Consider the following 16,063-nt stretch of genomic DNA (forward strand, 5'->3'; position numbering starts at 1 on the left):
TCTTTAAATTGAGCATTATGAAAAAAATTATTCTTCTTTTTGTTTTCAGTATGGTCTTGGCCAGTTGCTCTGACGATGACAGTAATGATACCTCCTTGCCTCCTGACGACAATACCTTATCAACCGCTCCTGAAGCGAAAGTGGAACATGACGCCAGCAATTACGGGGTATACAAAGGGATTTTCGTTGGCTCATCCGGTACTGTTTATGTGAACATCAATAACACCAACACCGTTTCAGCAAAAATGGTTATTGACGGAACGGTTTACAATTTCACCACTACGGAAGCCGTCTCGAACGGGCAGGAAATTTCAGGATTAACCTTTACCAACGGAACTTCATCTTTCGATTTTAATGTGTTGGCCGATGGAGAAAACCCGTTGATTAACAATCTGAACATTAGTGGACATTCCAATGCATCCGTACAGATTTTTAAAGAATATTCCTTTGCACACATCAAATGTTATCTGGGAACTTTTAGCGGAGATTCCGTTGGTGTTTTCAATATCGCCACCACATCCGACGGTTATGCCCTTGGATTAGCACTTCCCAATGACGACACGTTTGCGATTTACCTCGATGGATCCATTACCGGAACATCCATTACCGGAACTTTCGATGGAGGTGCATTTTCGGGAACCATAAACAACAATACAATAAGCGGTACCTGGCAAAATTCAGTGCCTGAAAACGGCACCTGGACGGGTACGAGAAAATTATAGAGTTAGTTATTTGATTGTAACAGTTCTTTCAGGGCATATTCTCTGAAAGAACTGTTATTTTTTTTATAGAGTTGTAACTTTTTTGCAACCTTTTACGTATAACTACCTGAACACTTAAAAGACAAGGAGATTCTTAAATGAGACAACTTAAAATCACCAAGCAGGTTACTAACCGTGAAACTGCTTCCTTAGACAAATACCTTCAGGAAATTGGGAAAGTTGATTTAATTACTGCCGATGAAGAAGTAGAATTAGCACAACGCATTAAAGCCGGAGACCAGAGAGCATTAGAAAAATTAACGAAAGCTAATTTGCGTTTCGTGGTTTCGGTGGCAAAACAATACCAAAATCAGGGTTTAACATTACCCGATTTAATTAACGAAGGTAACTTGGGTTTAATTAAAGCTGCGCAACGTTTCGACGAAACGCGTGGATTTAAGTTTATATCTTATGCCGTATGGTGGATCCGTCAATCAATCCTTCAGGCATTAGCCGAACAGTCCCGTATTGTTCGTTTACCATTGAATAAAATTGGGTCGATAAATAAAATCAATAAAATGTATGCTTTGTTGGAGCAATCCAACGAGCGCGCACCTTCAGCAGAAGAAATCGCACAGGAATTGGACATGACCGTGAATGACGTTAAAGAGAGTATGAAAAACTCCGGTCGTCATTTATCGATGGATGCACCGCTTGTGGAAGGGGAAGATTCCAACTTATACGACGTTTTACGTTCTGGAGAATCACCAAATCCGGACAGGGAACTGATTCACGAATCGTTACGTACGGAAATCGAAAGAGCATTGGAAACATTGACACCAAGAGAAGCGGACGTGGTGCGTTTGTATTTTGGATTGGGCGACCAACACCCGATGACGCTGGAAGAAATCGGTGAAACTTTCGACTTAACGCGTGAGCGTGTACGTCAGATTAAAGAGAAAGCCATCCGAAGACTGAAACATACTTCAAGAAGTAAAATTCTTAAGACTTACTTAGGATAGTTGGAAATTTCGTTAAAAAGTTGTAAATTGAATTGTTTATTTTAACTTTACAGACGAAAATTTGACAGATGTCCATAAAAATATAGAAAGTAACAACAGTTTCAATAACTGTTCGTTTTTTGATTGATGATTGAAACTCCGGCTGATTACCGGAGTTTTGCTTTTTATACTATCTTTGCAAAAACAACACAACAACATTAAATACCATGAGTAAACAAACTCTAATAGCACCATCCGTGCTGGCAGCAGATTTCGCCAATTTACAACGCGACATCGAAATGATTAACCAAAGTGAAGCCGATTGGTTTCACATTGATGTGATGGACGGACTTTTCGTTCCCAACATATCCTATGGCATGCCGGTAATTGAAGCCATCAAAAAGCACGCGACTAAACCTTTAGACGTACACTTGATGATTGAAAAACCGGAAAGATACATTGAAACATTCGCTAAAATAGGTGCCGATATCATTACTGTTCACTACGAAGCTACCGTTCACTTACACCGAACACTTACACAAATTAAAAATGCAGGTTGTAAAGCAGGTGTGGTTTTGAATTTATCAACTCCAGTTTCTGTTTTGGAAGACATTCTTCCAGAATGTTACATGGTTTTGATTATGTCGATAAACCCAGGATTTGGAGGACAGAAATTTGAAGAGATAACCTATAACAAGGTTCGAAAACTGCGAAAAATGATTAACGACCAAGGCTTAAACACCCTGATTGAAATTGACGGTGGCGTTACCGATAAAAACGCAAAACAACTTGTTGAAGCCGGAGCGGATGTATTGGTAGCCGGAAGTTATATCTTCAATGCCGAAAATCCGATTGAAACGACTGCGCATCTGAAAAAAATTACCCAAATATAAAAACAAAAAAAAAGGCGCTGATATCTCAGCGCCTTTTTTAATTGTATTGTTCTAACAGATACCGAATAAGATCGGTTGTGGTCACTATTCCCACCAACAAACCGCCTTTACACACCGGCAAGGCATGAAATTCTTTGGAAGCCAATATTTCAGCAGCTTCTTTAATTGTGGTTTCCGGTGTAATGGTAACCAGATGTTTACTCATAACCTGTTCAATAGTAAACATATTATAAACCGTCACATCCACCACTTCGTCTTCATCATCTGCGGCATCAACATAGGAAATCCGTAGCAAATCGGTATAACTTAATATCCCAAGAATTTTACTGCCGCTAACTACAGGAATATGACGAATTTTGTGTTCTTTAAACAAACTTTCGGCCTTGGTCAAGTCGTCCGTCAAATTCAATTTTACTACATTTTGCGTCATTATAGTCGACACCTGAACATGCTGTTTCATAATTGTAACTTATTGATTATAAATAAATTTACTACTATAAAGTTACAAAATTGATGACAAATGTCAGTTAAAATTTAAAACTTGATATTTCCTGCAATTTCATTAAGCATGACCTCAGAAATTTTGGCCTGAAATTTAGCACTGCTGTTTCTGGCAATCGCATTTACATAATTTTGCTGTGCACTACGGAATTCAATAGTGGTAATGGTTCCGATTCTGAATTTCTCCAAAGTGATTTCGAGATTTCGCTTGGCAATCGCTTCATTGTTCTCTTCCAGTTTGGCTAATTCCACATTGGTCAGATACGTCTGAAAAAGGGAAGCCAGCTGCGAAGTAATCGTTTGTTTCTGCTGCTCGATAACAAGCGTGGAATTCTCTACCTGAAGTTTGGCTATTTTTTCGTTCCGATTCTGAAGAAACCCGTTAAAGATATTCAACGAAGCCGAAACACCATAATTAAACCCCCTTCCCGAGGATTGTGACACGAATCCCAAACTGGACTCCGAGCGGTTAAAAGTATACCCCGAATTTAATTGTACGGTCGGATACCGATTGGCACGGACTTGCTTCAAATCCAACTCGGCAACCGTTTTATTCAGCAACGCCATTTGCAACTGCGGATTTTGTTTTTCCACCAGGGCATTCAAATCAACCAATTTCAATGTATCATCGACTGCAACTTCTTCCACAACCTTAAAATCAGTGGCAACATCACGGGCCAAAAGTTCATTTAACCGAATCTTAGTAGTTTCAAACAGCTCTTTCTGTTTCAACAGATTCGACAAATCGGTATTCAGATCCACCTGGGCATTCAACACTTCCAGTTTGGATGCTTTTCCGATGGTAAATCGGTTCTCGGCTGTTTTTAAACGTTGTTTTGAAATTACAATCGTAGTATCCAACGCGTTTACCAATTGTTGTTGTTGCACCAAATCGTAATAGGTGGTCATGACATCGCTGACCTTCGTTAATACCATCATTTTCAGCTGTACTTCGCCTTGTTTTTCCAAGGCTTTCAGTTGATCGTATCTTGCAAACATCCGGAACCCGTCGAAAACCGTCCATCCTAAACTCACCCCATACACCAAGCTGTTGTTTTTGGCATTATCCAATTCACGAACTTCTCCGGTGGCTTGTGTTTGCTTGGTATTCTGAATCGTATTGCTCTGCGTTAAAGTAGCGTCCAGTTTTGGCAGCATCCCTGCATTGGCAATGCTTTTATTCTCTTTGCTTACTTCAGCATCATTGGAAGCAATTTTAATGTCGTAATTATTTTTCAGCGCAATCTGAACCGCTTCATCCACCGTCAATACTTCCTGAGCATTCCCATGGAAGAAAACGGCTAAAAGCATCACTATCTGAAATAAAATTTTATATCTCATACCCTTACTCCTTTTCATAATCTTTAATATTGTCGAATTCCGGACGGTGCTTTTTCTCGCGAGACCACATCAGATAAATAGCCGGAATCACGAATAACGTCAGCAATAGGGAGAATAAGGTTCCGCCAACAATCACCACTCCCATCCCAATTCTACTGGTAGACGCTGCTCCCAATGACATCGCAATCGGCAATGCCCCTAACGCAATCGCCAAACTCGTCATCAGAATCGGACGCAAACGGGATTCGGAAGCTTCCATAATCGCCTGATATTTCGGTTTGCCCTGTTCGCGCAACTGATTTGCAAATTCAACTATCAGAATACCGTTCTTCGTTACCAGTCCGATCAGCATAATCGTTCCAATCTGACTGAAGATATTCCATGTCTGTCCGAACAGCCACAAGGAAAACAAGGCTCCGGCTACTGCCATCGGTACGGTTAAAATGATAATGAACGGATCGATGAAACTTTCAAACTGCGCTGCTAAAATCAGGAAGATTAACAATAGAGCCAATCCGAAAGCGAAAGACGTATTCGAACTACTCTCCACAAAATCACGGGATTCCCCGCTCAAATCGGTGGTAAAACTGTCGTCCAGCACTTTCTCCTTGATGCGCTCCATGGCTTCGATTCCGTCACTGATACTTTTTCCGGGCGCCAATCCGGCAGAAACCGTAGCGGCCATATACCGATTATTGTGATATAATTGTGGTGGACTGCTTTTCTCTTCAATCGTAACCAGATTATCCAGTTGAATAAGTTCTCCGGAAGTACTTTTCACGAATATGGAAGTCAGATCCATCGGTGCATTTCGGTCTTTTTTGTCGAATTGCCCCATCACCTGATATTGTTTTCCGTTCATCATGAAATAGCCGAAACGTTGTCCGCTCAATGAAAGTTGTAGCGTTTGTGCCACATCAATAATGGAAACACCCAAACTTTGCGCTTTTTCCCGGTCGATGGTCACATAGATTTCCGGTTTGTTGAATTTCAGATTCACATCGGTATTGGAAAAGGTTGGGTCTTTGGCCGCTTCTTCCATAAACTGCGGGATTTTCTCTTCCAGTTTTTTGAAATTCGGAGCCTGGATTACGAACTGTATCGGTAATCCACCTCTTCGGTTCACCGCAATGGTTGGGGATTCGGATACCGATACTTTCGCTTCCGAATACTGCTTTGTCCATTTGGTTAAGCCTTCCGCAATTTCCTTTTGCGAACGTTCTCTTTCATCGGGTTGTACCAAAGCGATACGTGCTCTTCCGGAGTTTACCGATGAAGAACCAAACCCTGGTGACGTGATAATCAAACTCACTTTTTTCTCCGGAATCGAATCGTTTATCAATTCGGTCAAATCCGCCATGAAGCGATCCATGTAATCGTAGGAAGCTCCTTCAGGTGCCGTTACGTTTACGCCGATAAAACTTCGGTCGTCATACGGTGCCGTTTCTTTGGGAAGCGTACTGAAAAACAGATAAATCAAGCCCATACAACCGATAAGAATCGGGAAACTCAACCATTTGCGTTTCATAAATCCTTCGAGTGCCTGCGCATAGGAAGAATTCATTTTCTGGAAATAAGGCTCGGTTACTACGTAAATTCTGGATTTTTTCTGTTCGCCGCCTTTCATCAGATACGCGTTTAACATTGGCGTAAGGGTTAACGACACAAAAGCCGAAATCAATACCGCAGCACCAATCACCACTCCGAATTCACGGAACAAGCGTCCTACGAAACCTTCTAGGAAGATTACCGGTAAGAACACGGCCGCCAACGTAACGGAAATCGAAATTACCGCAAAGAAAATCTCATTTGATCCTTTTATGGCCGCTTCGATTGGTGTCATGCCTTCTTCTACTTTTTTGAAGATGTTCTCGGTTACCACGATTCCATCATCCACCACCAATCCGGTTGCCAATACAATCGCTAACAAGGTTAACACGTTTACGGAAAACCCGCACAGGTACATGATGAAAAAAGTCGCGATTAATGATACCGGAATATCAATTAACGGTCGGAACGCAATCGCCCAATCCCGGAAGAAAACATAGATAATCAAGACCACCAAAATAATGGATAGCAATAGTGTTTCCGCCACTTCCAAAACCGCTTTTTTAACGAAAACCGTGTTGTCAATCGCAATATTCAGTTTGAAATCTTTGGGTAAATCCTTTTTTAACTGGTCGTATTGTTCGTAAAATTTTTCTGCAATGTCCAGATAATTGGTTCCCGGTTGCGGAATAATCGCCATACCCACCATCGGCTGACCCGAATCGGAAAGTTTGGTTTCCAGATTTTCTGCTTCCAACGAGGCTTTACCGATATCGCTTAGACGGACAATCTTATCGCCTTCCGCTTTGATGATTATATTATTGAAACCTTCCTCCGTTGACAGATTCCCAAGTGTTTTTACCGTAAGTTCGGTATTCGCACCGGTTAATTTCCCGGAAGGCAATTCCACATTTTGTTTGTTCAACGCTTCCCGTACATCAGCTACCGTACAACCGTAGGATGCCAACCGTACCGGGTCGATCCACAAACGCATCGCATATTTTCGTTGTCCCCAAATCTGAACGCTACTCACACCCGGAATCGTTTGCAATCGTTGGGAAAGCACATTGTCGGCATAATCGGTAAGCTCCAAAACGTTTTTATTGTCACTTTGCACCGTCATCGTAATAATCGGCTCCGAATCGGCATCCGCTTTGGAAACCACCGGAGGCGCATCAATATCCTGCGGCAAACTACGTACGGCCTGGGATACTTTATCACGAACATCATTAGCGGCTTCTTCCAGGTTCTTATCAAGGTTGAATTCAATCGTAATGTTACTTCGTCCCTGACTGCTCGAAGACGTAATGTTTCGGATGCCGTCGATGGAATTCACCGCTTTTTCTAGCGGTTCGGTAATCTGCGATTCGATGATATCGGCGTTGGCACCGGCGTAATTGGTTTGCACCGAAATCTGTGCCGGATCGATAGACGGGAATTCACGCACCCCTAAAAAAGTATACCCAATGATTCCGAAAAGGATTAACATCAGGTTCATCACTATCGTTAAAACCGGTCTTTTTATACTTAAAGTGGATAAACTCATACTATCTTACTTTAAAGTTACTTTCACCGGTGAATCGTCTTTTAAGGTCATCACACCGCTGGTTAAAACCGTATCTCCGGGTTTCAGTCCGGTAAGTACCAAAACGTCTTTATCCGTTCGGGCGCCAGTTTCCACCATTACTTCTTTTGCTTTTCCGTTTACGGAAACAAACACTTTTTTCCCGTTTTGCACCGGAATGAGCGCTTCTGTGGGCACTAATAAAGCATCGTTGATTTTTTCAAGAGGTAAAGCGACGTTTGCAAAAGTCCCCGGAATCAATTTTCCGTTCGGGTTTTGGGCAATAGCACGCATTTTTAACGTTCGTGTGGCCACTTCGATTCCCGGTTCGATAGCATAAATTTTGGCCGAAAACTGTTCTTTGGAACCTGCCACGGTGAAAGACAGAAGTGTATTGATTTTCATTTGAGTCGCGTATTTTTCCGGGATGGAAAACGTGATTTTCACCTGAGTGGTGTTGACCAGATTGGCAATAACGGTAGTTGGCGTAACGTAGGTTCCTTTTGAAATGGAACGCAATCCGATTTTTCCTGAAAAAGGGGCTTTTACCGATGTTTTGGCGATTTGTGCCTGTATGAGTTGGGTTTGCGCTTGTGCGGAACGGAAATCGGCACTGGCGATATCGTATTCTTCCTGACTGATGGCTTCTTTTTGAAGCAGCAGTCGTGCTCTTCTTTCGTTTTCCGAAGCTAAAGTTTGCCTGGTTCTTGCCTGAGACAATTGGGCACGAAGTTCCAGGTCGTTTATCTTAAGAAGTTGTTGTCCTTTTGCCACAACGGTTCCTTCTTCAAAATTGATGCTTTCCACGATACCGGAAACTTCGCTTCGGATTTCCACCTGTTCGTTGGCATCGATGGAACCGGACAGCGAAAGATTATCGGAGAAAACCTGTGGTTTTAAAACGATTCCGGTGACTTTTGCCGGTCTTTTATCTCCGCCGCCGCCTTTTCCTTTCCCGTTTTCTTCCTTTGCGCTATTTTCGGATATTCGGTAAAAAATCATCCCTCCCAAAACAACAGCAAGAGCAAAATAAATTATGTATTTGAATTTCATACGATTAAGATAGTAGGTTTAAAACTATAAAAATATTCAGTTAAAACAAAGCTACTTCTTATCTGACCCTTAGGGAATTTTTAAGGTGGTTTTTAACAAAATTTTAGCGCCCTCCTTTGAAGTTAATCATCAATTCCACTTTGTGATACAGCTCCGGAAATTCCAGCTTGAATTGACTCGGCGTTTCAAAAAAATGCTCCAGAACCACAGCCAAAAATTCAAATTTGTTCGTATAGGCATAAATTCGGAAATAATCCGATTCCATAAGACGTTTTGCATTGGGCGGATGCTGGATGTCCTGTAGGATTTCCTTAAACATATCCGAAAAAATAATCATGCTCGAATTGTTGCTTTTCATCGCCTGAAAGTTAAGCGCATGAGCAAATTCGTGAAGTCCTAAATTGTGATTATCGTTATCGATTCGGAAGCCGTCCAAAAAATCCTTCCATGAAAAAACAAGAGCTTTTACCCTGGGATTAAATTCCCCTTTATGGTACACTTCATTAACCGTTGAATAATATTCGTGCGGGTAAATGATAATGCGCTCAAAAACATCAAAAAGATAATTTTTCATGCCAAAAGTAAGCATGGTGGAAGTGGCAGCAATCAGAACTTTCACCTGATCGGTTATCTCCACACCTTCCTTGGCAACGAATTCGTATTCGTCTATAAAATCAGCCACCCTGTATTCGAAGTAACGTTTTTCTTTTCTGGGAAGTTTCTGATAAAACACAAACTCATTTTTAAGGATTGCCCGTTGCGCCCGTGTAATTTTTTTAGGGAAAGGATAAAAATGAATGTACAGTGGTTTGTTAAAAAAAGCAATATATCCTTTCTCAAAAACCCTGAAAAGAAGGATCCCTAAAAAAACCAGGATAAAGGAAACAAATAAAAAATCTTCCAATTATTACAATTTACAGATTAGGGACTTATCAAAACCACTTAAGTTAAAACACAAACACTTAACGAATCGTTTAAAAATACAAAAAAAATCAAAACACAATATTTCGTTTCGTTTTATTTGCTAATCATAAAACGTCACTATTAAAAAAATGCAAAAAAACATAAAAGAAAACTTTTACTTTTTTTGCATTTTTATTGGTGACCTCGGAGGGGTTCGAACCCCCAACCCTCAGAGCCGAAATCTGATATTCTATCCAGTTGAACTACGAGGCCATTTTTAATTACGAATTCAAAATTACAAATTATGATTGCGTAATTCGTAATATTTTTATACTAATAATTTTTTAACAATATTGGAAATGGTCTTGCCATCAGCCTGACCTGCTAATTCTTTGGATGCCTGACCCATAACCTGTCCCATCGCGGCCATGCCACTGGCTCCTGTAGCCGCAATGATTTTAGCCACAACCGCTTCCACATCCGCTTCGGATAATTGTGCCGGTAAGAACTTCTCGATAACCGCTACCTGAGCCAATTCCGGTTCAGCCAAATCGGCACGGTTCTGTTCTGTGAAAATGGCGGCGCTGTCTTTTCTTTGCTTAACCAGTTTCTGCAATAATTTTATTTCGTCTTCCGCGGTTAAATCACCACCGGTAGCGGAGGTTTGTGCCAATAAAATTTCGGACTTGATGGCGCGTAACGCTTCCAAAGCCACGGTGTCTTTTGCTCTCATGGCAGTTTTCATCTCGTCCATGATTTGTGTTGATAAACTCATATGCTGTTTATTAATGTATTCGATATTTGTTTACAAAAATTAAAATGGTTTCCTTCCTAGCCCCGATTGCAGAGGAAATCCTTGTTATTGTGAGGTTGTTTCGCAAACTCGCAATGACAAGATTGTAACGGAAAGCGGGAAAATGGCTGGCTGATAAATCCTTAACCATTGCTTCGCCAATTCGCTATCGCTCGGGTCGCTCTAACCTTTCAACAAGCTCAGGATGACATTTTTCATTTTGCTATGCGAAGATAAAAAAATAACCCGAAACATTACTGCTTCGGGTTAAAGGTTTTCTCAAAAAGGGTTAGTTAATCCACATTGTCGTGCAGGAAGGAATTGTTGGAACGCAACTGGATGTCGTCGTTACTGTCCATTCCCAAAGACATGCGGGATTTGCTGTTATCGACAGGAGCCGCATTTAAATCCACTCCCATACGTTTGTAGGCCGGTTCTCTTTCCAATTCGTTCACGCGCGAGGCGCTGTTGTTGAATTTATAATTGAACTCCTTCATTTTTCTTTTACGTTCTTCGGCACGCATTCTCAAGGTTTCTTCGATAGTCATTTCCACTGGGGAAATATCGTCGAATTGGGCTTGTGTTGCTGCCGGAGTTTCTTCGGTTCTTTTCATGGTGAAGTTCAGTTCGGCCGCGATGGGCTCTTCTTTCACTTCTTCCACTACTGGTTTTGAAGCCGCCAATTCGTTTTCTTTTTCCATATAATCGTCTAAAGAATAACGGATTACGCCCGATTGGTTCACTTCCGTAACCGGAACCACCTGAACCGGTTCGTTCACGAACATTTGTTTGGTTTCCTCAGACAAATCGAACACTCTTCTGTCGTCGTTGGTAGAAACACCGCCATTTGTTAAATCGAAAGAGAACGTGATTTGCTCCTGTACCTGTTCGATTTCCGCTTTTACGATTTCGGCACCGAAAACTTCGATTTCGCGTACGTCTTTGATTTCGAATTTCACTTCTTCTTTTACCGGAGAAACGATTTCGAAGAATACGTCTAAGTTATTGATGAATTCAGAAGTCGGAATTAAATCCACTTCCGCTATGGGCTTTTTTACTTCAACCACTTCAACCTCCTCTTCCAACGTAAACACGATTTTATCTTCTACAATCGGAGTCACTTCTGCCACTACAGGCTCTACTTTGGGTTGCTCGGTCGGAATCGAAAAATCGAACGAAGGAACACTTGGTTTATGGGACAAATCCTGAACCAGTTTTTGTTCGCCTTCCAAGGTATGGATGATTTTCTTAGGCTCTGTATTAACGATTTCGGCTTGTTGTTCTACGTTGAAACCTGTTGCGATGATCGTTACCGCTACGGCATCTCCTAACGATTCGTCTTCACCCACCCCCATAATGATGTTGGCATTGAAACCTGCTTCGGTTTGGATGTGGTCGTTGATTTCTCCGATTTCATCAATCGTGATTTCATTCGTACCCGAAACAATCAACAACAATACGTTTTTAGCTCCTGTAATTTTGTTATCGTTCAATAACGGGGAATCCAACGCGTTGATAATGGCGTCTTTGGCACGGTTTTCACCGGAAGCCGTTGCCGATCCCATGATAGCCGTTCCGCTGTTGGACAGTACGGTTTTGGCATCTTTTAAATCGATATTTTGTGTATAGTGGTGTGTAATTACTTCCGCAATTCCTCTGGAAGCTGTTGCCAACACCTCGTCCGCTTTCGAGAAACCGGCTTTAAAACCAAGGTTTCCATAAACTTCTCTTAATTTATTATTATTGATAACGATTAAAGAATCCACTTGCTTTCTAAGTCGTTCAACACCCGATAACGCTTGGTCCTGACGCACTTTTCCTTCAAACTGAAACGGAATGGTAACGATACCTACCGTAAGAATATCTCTTTCTTTAGCCAATTGTGCGATAACCGGAGCAGCACCTGTTCCCGTTCCTCCGCCCATACCGGCTGTGATGAATACCATTTTGGTATTGGTATCCAACATTTTTTCAATTTCTTCGATACTTTCCAAAGCGGATTGCTGTCCTACTTCAGGATTTGCTCCTGCTCCAAGACCTTCCGTCAAATTAACGCCTAACTGGATTTTATTGGGTACCGAACTGTTTTGCAATGCCTGAGAATCAGTATTACACACAATGAAGTCTACTCCTTTAATCCCTTGTTTAAACATGTGATTGATGGCATTACTACCACCCCCACCTACACCAATAACTTTAATTACATTTGATTGGTTTTTTGGTAAATCAAATGAGATACTTCCAAAATCTGAATTGCTTTCCATACTGTATCGGTTTTATTCTGCGTTATCTAAAAATTCTTTAATTCGGTCTATATATTTATCAAAAAAGCCGCGTTTAATTTTGTCTCCTGTTGATTCGTGTTGCATTTCCGGTTGTCTGACAGGCGCTGTTTTCGGCTGTTCCGGTTCCATTGTTTCTTCTACACGTTCTTCAACGACAACTTGTGGCTTAATTTCAATTTTCGGCTCTTCTTTTTTCATTTCCACCAAAGGCGTTGCGCTTTTGGTATTGTTGCGGATGCTGTTCATTACCAAACCAACCGCGGTCGCATACATCGGACTTGAAATTTCCTCATCGGAATCTCCGGCCAAATGTTCGTTCGGATAGCCTATTCGGGTATCCATTCCCGTGATGTACTCCACCAATTGCTTGATGTGTTGCAATTGCGCACCACCACCGGTTAAAACGATTCCTGCAATTAATTTTTTACGTGGATCTTCGTGTCCGTATGCCTTAATTTCCGAAAAAACCTGCTCGATGATTTCCACCACTCTTGCGTGGATGATTTTCGAAAGGTTTTTTAACGAAATTTCTTTTGGCTCACGGCCTCTCAATCCGGGAATGGAAACGATTTCATTATCCTTGTTTTCGCCCGGCCAAGCCGATCCGAATTTCACTTTTAACAATTCCGCCTGTTTTTCAATAATCGAACAGCCTTCTTTGATGTCTTCCGTAATTACGTTTCCACCGAAAGGAACCACTGCCGTGTGACGAATGATACCATCTTTGAAGATAGCCAAATCCGTTGTTCCGCCACCGATGTCGATTAACGCCACTCCGGCTTCTTTTTCTTCCTGACTTAAAACCGCATCCGCAGACGCTAAGGGCTCTAAGGTCAATCCGGACAAATCCAATCCGGCGCTCTTGATACATCTTCCTACGTTTCGGATGGAAGAAGCCTGCCCTACCACTACGTGAAAACTTGCTTCCAAGCGTCCGCCATACATTCCGATAGGTTCTTTAATTTCGGATTCACCGTCAATTTTGAATTCCTGTGGCAATACGTGGATAATTTCCTCTCCGGGTAACATCGCCAATTTGTGTACCTGATTGATCAATAAATCGATATCGGCATCACCTATTACTTCTTCCGCATTCGCGCGACTGATGTAGTCACTGTGTTGGATACTTCGGATGTGCTGACCGGCGATTCCCACCACCACGTCGTTAATTTTATATCCTGAATCGGCTTCCGCTTCCACTATGGCCTGCTGAATCGATTGGATTGTTTGTGTAATATTGTTTACAACACCACGAGCCACACCAAGGCTTTTGGATTTTCCAACGCCTAAAATTTCTAACTTCCCGTACTCATTTTTCTTGCCGATCATTGCCACAATTTTCGTTGTCCCAATGTCTAATCCTACTGCAATACTTTCTTTTTCCATATTCTCCTATTTGGTGCACACAACCTGTTGTGTAAACTTCAGATTAATCATTTTATATTCGTCTATCAAGGTATCTTTCATCGCGTGTTGAAAGAAAGCTTTGTAATTGTTAAACTTCTTGTCAACATTTATCGGCTTTCCGAAAAGAATTTCATAATTGTAATTCCTGTTCGTCATCAACAGACTTCCCGACTCGAGAATTTTAGCTCCGGTAATGTTTTTTTTCAAAAAATCATCGTCGTGGATTTTCTGAAAAACCACGGTCAATTCTTTTCTGTTTTCGTCATTTATTTCCCCCACAACAAGAGGAACTCTTGCGGAAAAATTGTCCGACAAAGGCATTTTATTCCCTTCATAGTCAATGTAATAAGAACTTCTTTCGTTACTCACTCTGGCGATTGGGGTCTTTTGCGTTACGAGTGCTTTTAGAGTTCCGTCAACAGTAGCGTAAACCTGTGCATCGGCAATCATTTCATGACTATCGAGTTCGCGCTCTAATCTATTCAAATCTAATTTATCTTTTCGAATACTTGCAACCCCGTTAAAATTTTGTATTAACAAGTTATTAACCATTTCATCGGTGACAAACGGTGTGTTTTCTCCGGCAAACTGCACTTCGGTTTTGACTAATTTTCGGTCTTCATTTCGCTTTGACGAAAAAGAATACAGGAAAATCAGCACGCCTAGCATGAGCACGAGCCGAACGTCTGTCCACTTAATTTTTTTCATCTTCTAAAGCCTTTTTAATATCCGGAACCATTTCGCCAACATCTCCTGCTCCGATCGTAACAACTATTTGAGCATCAGAAGCTTTCATAAGCGAAATTAATTCCTCCTTTTGTACTAATTTCTTATTCTCGTTTTCCATTTTATCCAACAACCATTGTGACGTGATGCCCTCCATCGGTAATTCCCTGGCCGGATAAATATCTAGTAACATCACTTCATCGAATTGTGATAAACTTTTGGCAAAATCATCCGCAAAATCTTTGGTTCTGCTGAACAAATGCGGCTGAAAAACCGCCAATACTTTTTTACCCGGATACAACTCGCGAACTGCCTGATGCACCGCGTTGATTTCCGTAGGATGGTGTGCATAATCGTCGATATACACGAACTCCGGCTTTCGGATTTGGAACGAAAAACGACGTCTTACGCCCTGAAATGTTAAAAAAGCCTTGGCAATGTCGTCGGTCGGGGTGCCGAAAGTGCGCGCCATCGCCAAAGCTAACAAAGCATTGGTCAGATTGTGTCTGCCCGGTAGGCCAAATCGTAAATCTTTCATTTCTTCTGTTGGTGTGGTCACATCGAAAACATACCAACCGTTTTCTATTCTTATATTTTTAGCGACGAAATCAGAATCATCATTCACTCCGACGGTTATTGCTTCTAACGGCAATCCGTTGTTAATGAAAAGATTTTTCTTGTCTTCCACTTTATTGGCAAACTCCACAAACGAAGCTTCAATCGCTGTTGCATCGCCGTAGATATCCAAATGATCCGCATCCATGGATGTTACACAAGCGATATTCGGGTGCAGGTATAAAAACGAACGGTCGAATTCATCCGCTTCTACTACGGTTACGGTTTTTCCGCTTCCGATTAAATTGGAATTATAATTTTCTACGATGCCGCCTAAAAAAGCAGTCACATCGGCACCGCTTTCATACAACACATGACCTAAGATACTGGAAGTTGTTGTTTTACCGTGCGTTCCCGCTACCGCGAAACAGAAGGTGTCTTTGGTGATAATCCCTAAAACCTCGGCACGTTTTTTAACCGTAAATCCGTTATTTAGAAAATAATTCCACTCGGTATGGTGTTTCGGAACTGCCGGCGTAATTACCACCAACGTATTTTCCTTATTCAAATACTCCTGACCAATCAACTTCACGTCGTCTTCAAAATGAATCGAAATACCGCTTTCCTCCAATTCACCCGTTAAATGTGTATGCGTTTTATCATAACCCGCCACATTTTTTCCGATGAATTTAAAATAACGCGCCAAGGCACTCATTCCGATGCCTCCGATTCCGATGAAATAGACGTTTTGTATTTGGTTTAGGTTCATTTCTTTTTAGTTACTGAGTTACT

At 41.5% G+C, this 16,063-nt stretch carries 13 protein-coding genes and 1 tRNA gene; 3 read left to right on the plus strand and 11 right to left on the minus strand.

What is annotated here, in order from left to right; genetic code table 11:
• Window positions 1-17 precede the first annotated feature (17 nt).
• The 3 genes from BLQ05_RS01770 to rpe all read left to right on the plus strand — a co-directional run bounded on the left by BLQ05_RS01770 (window position 18) and on the right by rpe (window position 2,595).
• A complete protein-coding gene (locus BLQ05_RS01770) occupies window positions 18-722 on the plus strand; it encodes a hypothetical protein (RefSeq protein WP_023575418.1) in 705 nt (234 codons plus the stop codon).
• Between the two features lie 137 nt (window positions 723-859).
• A complete protein-coding gene (locus BLQ05_RS01775) occupies window positions 860-1,723 on the plus strand; it encodes a sigma-70 family RNA polymerase sigma factor (RefSeq protein ID WP_023573483.1) in 864 nt (287 codons plus the stop codon).
• A gap of 206 nt (window positions 1,724-1,929) precedes the next feature.
• Window positions 1,930-2,595 carry a ribulose-phosphate 3-epimerase gene (rpe, locus tag BLQ05_RS01780; RefSeq protein ID WP_023575419.1) on the plus strand — a complete coding sequence of 222 codons (666 nt, stop codon included), beginning with the start codon at window positions 1,930-1,932 and terminating at the stop codon, window positions 2,593-2,595.
• 37 nt (window positions 2,596-2,632) lie between these two features.
• Here the strand turns inward: rpe and BLQ05_RS01785 are convergent, their stop codons facing one another.
• The 11 genes from BLQ05_RS01785 to murC form a co-directional block, all read right to left on the minus strand.
• On the minus strand, window positions 2,633-3,055 hold the full coding sequence (locus BLQ05_RS01785) for a CBS domain-containing protein (protein WP_035653895.1): 423 nt from the start codon (window positions 3,053-3,055) through the stop codon (window positions 2,633-2,635).
• 74 nt (window positions 3,056-3,129) lie between these two features.
• On the minus strand, window positions 3,130-4,437 hold the full coding sequence (locus tag BLQ05_RS01790; RefSeq protein ID WP_023575421.1) for a TolC family protein: 1,308 nt from the start codon (window positions 4,435-4,437) through the stop codon (window positions 3,130-3,132).
• 4 nt (window positions 4,438-4,441) lie between these two features.
• Window positions 4,442-7,531 (minus strand): efflux RND transporter permease subunit, encoded by a 3,090-nt coding sequence (locus tag BLQ05_RS01795; protein ID WP_023575422.1) that lies wholly within the window; start codon window positions 7,529-7,531, stop codon window positions 4,442-4,444.
• A 6-nt stretch (window positions 7,532-7,537) separates the two neighbouring features.
• A complete protein-coding gene (locus BLQ05_RS01800) occupies window positions 7,538-8,602 on the minus strand; it encodes an efflux RND transporter periplasmic adaptor subunit (RefSeq protein ID WP_023575423.1) in 1,065 nt (354 codons plus the stop codon).
• 103 nt (window positions 8,603-8,705) lie between these two features.
• The gene (locus BLQ05_RS01805; protein ID WP_023575424.1) at window positions 8,706-9,506 is read right to left on the minus strand and encodes a zinc-dependent peptidase; all 801 of its coding nucleotides are present in this window, start codon (window positions 9,504-9,506) and stop codon (window positions 8,706-8,708) included.
• Window positions 9,507-9,701: 195 nt separating this feature from the next.
• Window positions 9,702-9,778, minus strand: a tRNA-Arg gene (locus tag BLQ05_RS01810).
• A 55-nt stretch (window positions 9,779-9,833) separates the two neighbouring features.
• Window positions 9,834-10,280, minus strand: a complete 447-nt coding sequence (locus BLQ05_RS01815) for a GatB/YqeY domain-containing protein (RefSeq protein ID WP_035653897.1) — start codon at window positions 10,278-10,280, stop codon at window positions 9,834-9,836.
• 311 nt (window positions 10,281-10,591) lie between these two features.
• The gene (gene ftsZ / locus BLQ05_RS01820; RefSeq protein WP_023575426.1) at window positions 10,592-12,562 is read right to left on the minus strand and encodes a cell division protein FtsZ; all 1,971 of its coding nucleotides are present in this window, start codon (window positions 12,560-12,562) and stop codon (window positions 10,592-10,594) included.
• Window positions 12,563-12,574: 12 nt separating this feature from the next.
• Complete coding sequence (gene ftsA / locus BLQ05_RS01825; protein ID WP_023575427.1) at window positions 12,575-13,969, minus strand: cell division protein FtsA; 1,395 nt, start codon at window positions 13,967-13,969, stop codon at window positions 12,575-12,577.
• Window positions 13,970-13,975: 6 nt separating this feature from the next.
• Window positions 13,976-14,698 (minus strand): cell division protein FtsQ/DivIB, encoded by a 723-nt coding sequence (locus BLQ05_RS01830; RefSeq protein WP_035653899.1) that lies wholly within the window; start codon window positions 14,696-14,698, stop codon window positions 13,976-13,978.
• Entirely contained in the window at window positions 14,685-16,040 is a 1,356-nt protein-coding gene (murC, locus tag BLQ05_RS01835) for a UDP-N-acetylmuramate--L-alanine ligase (RefSeq protein ID WP_023575429.1), read from the minus strand. Before murC ends, BLQ05_RS01830 begins: the two co-directional genes overlap by 14 nt.
• Between the last annotated feature and the right edge of the window lie 23 nt (window positions 16,041-16,063).

This window comes from Flavobacterium saliperosum (assembly GCF_900100625.1).
Classification (GTDB): domain Bacteria; phylum Bacteroidota; class Bacteroidia; order Flavobacteriales; family Flavobacteriaceae; genus Flavobacterium; species Flavobacterium saliperosum.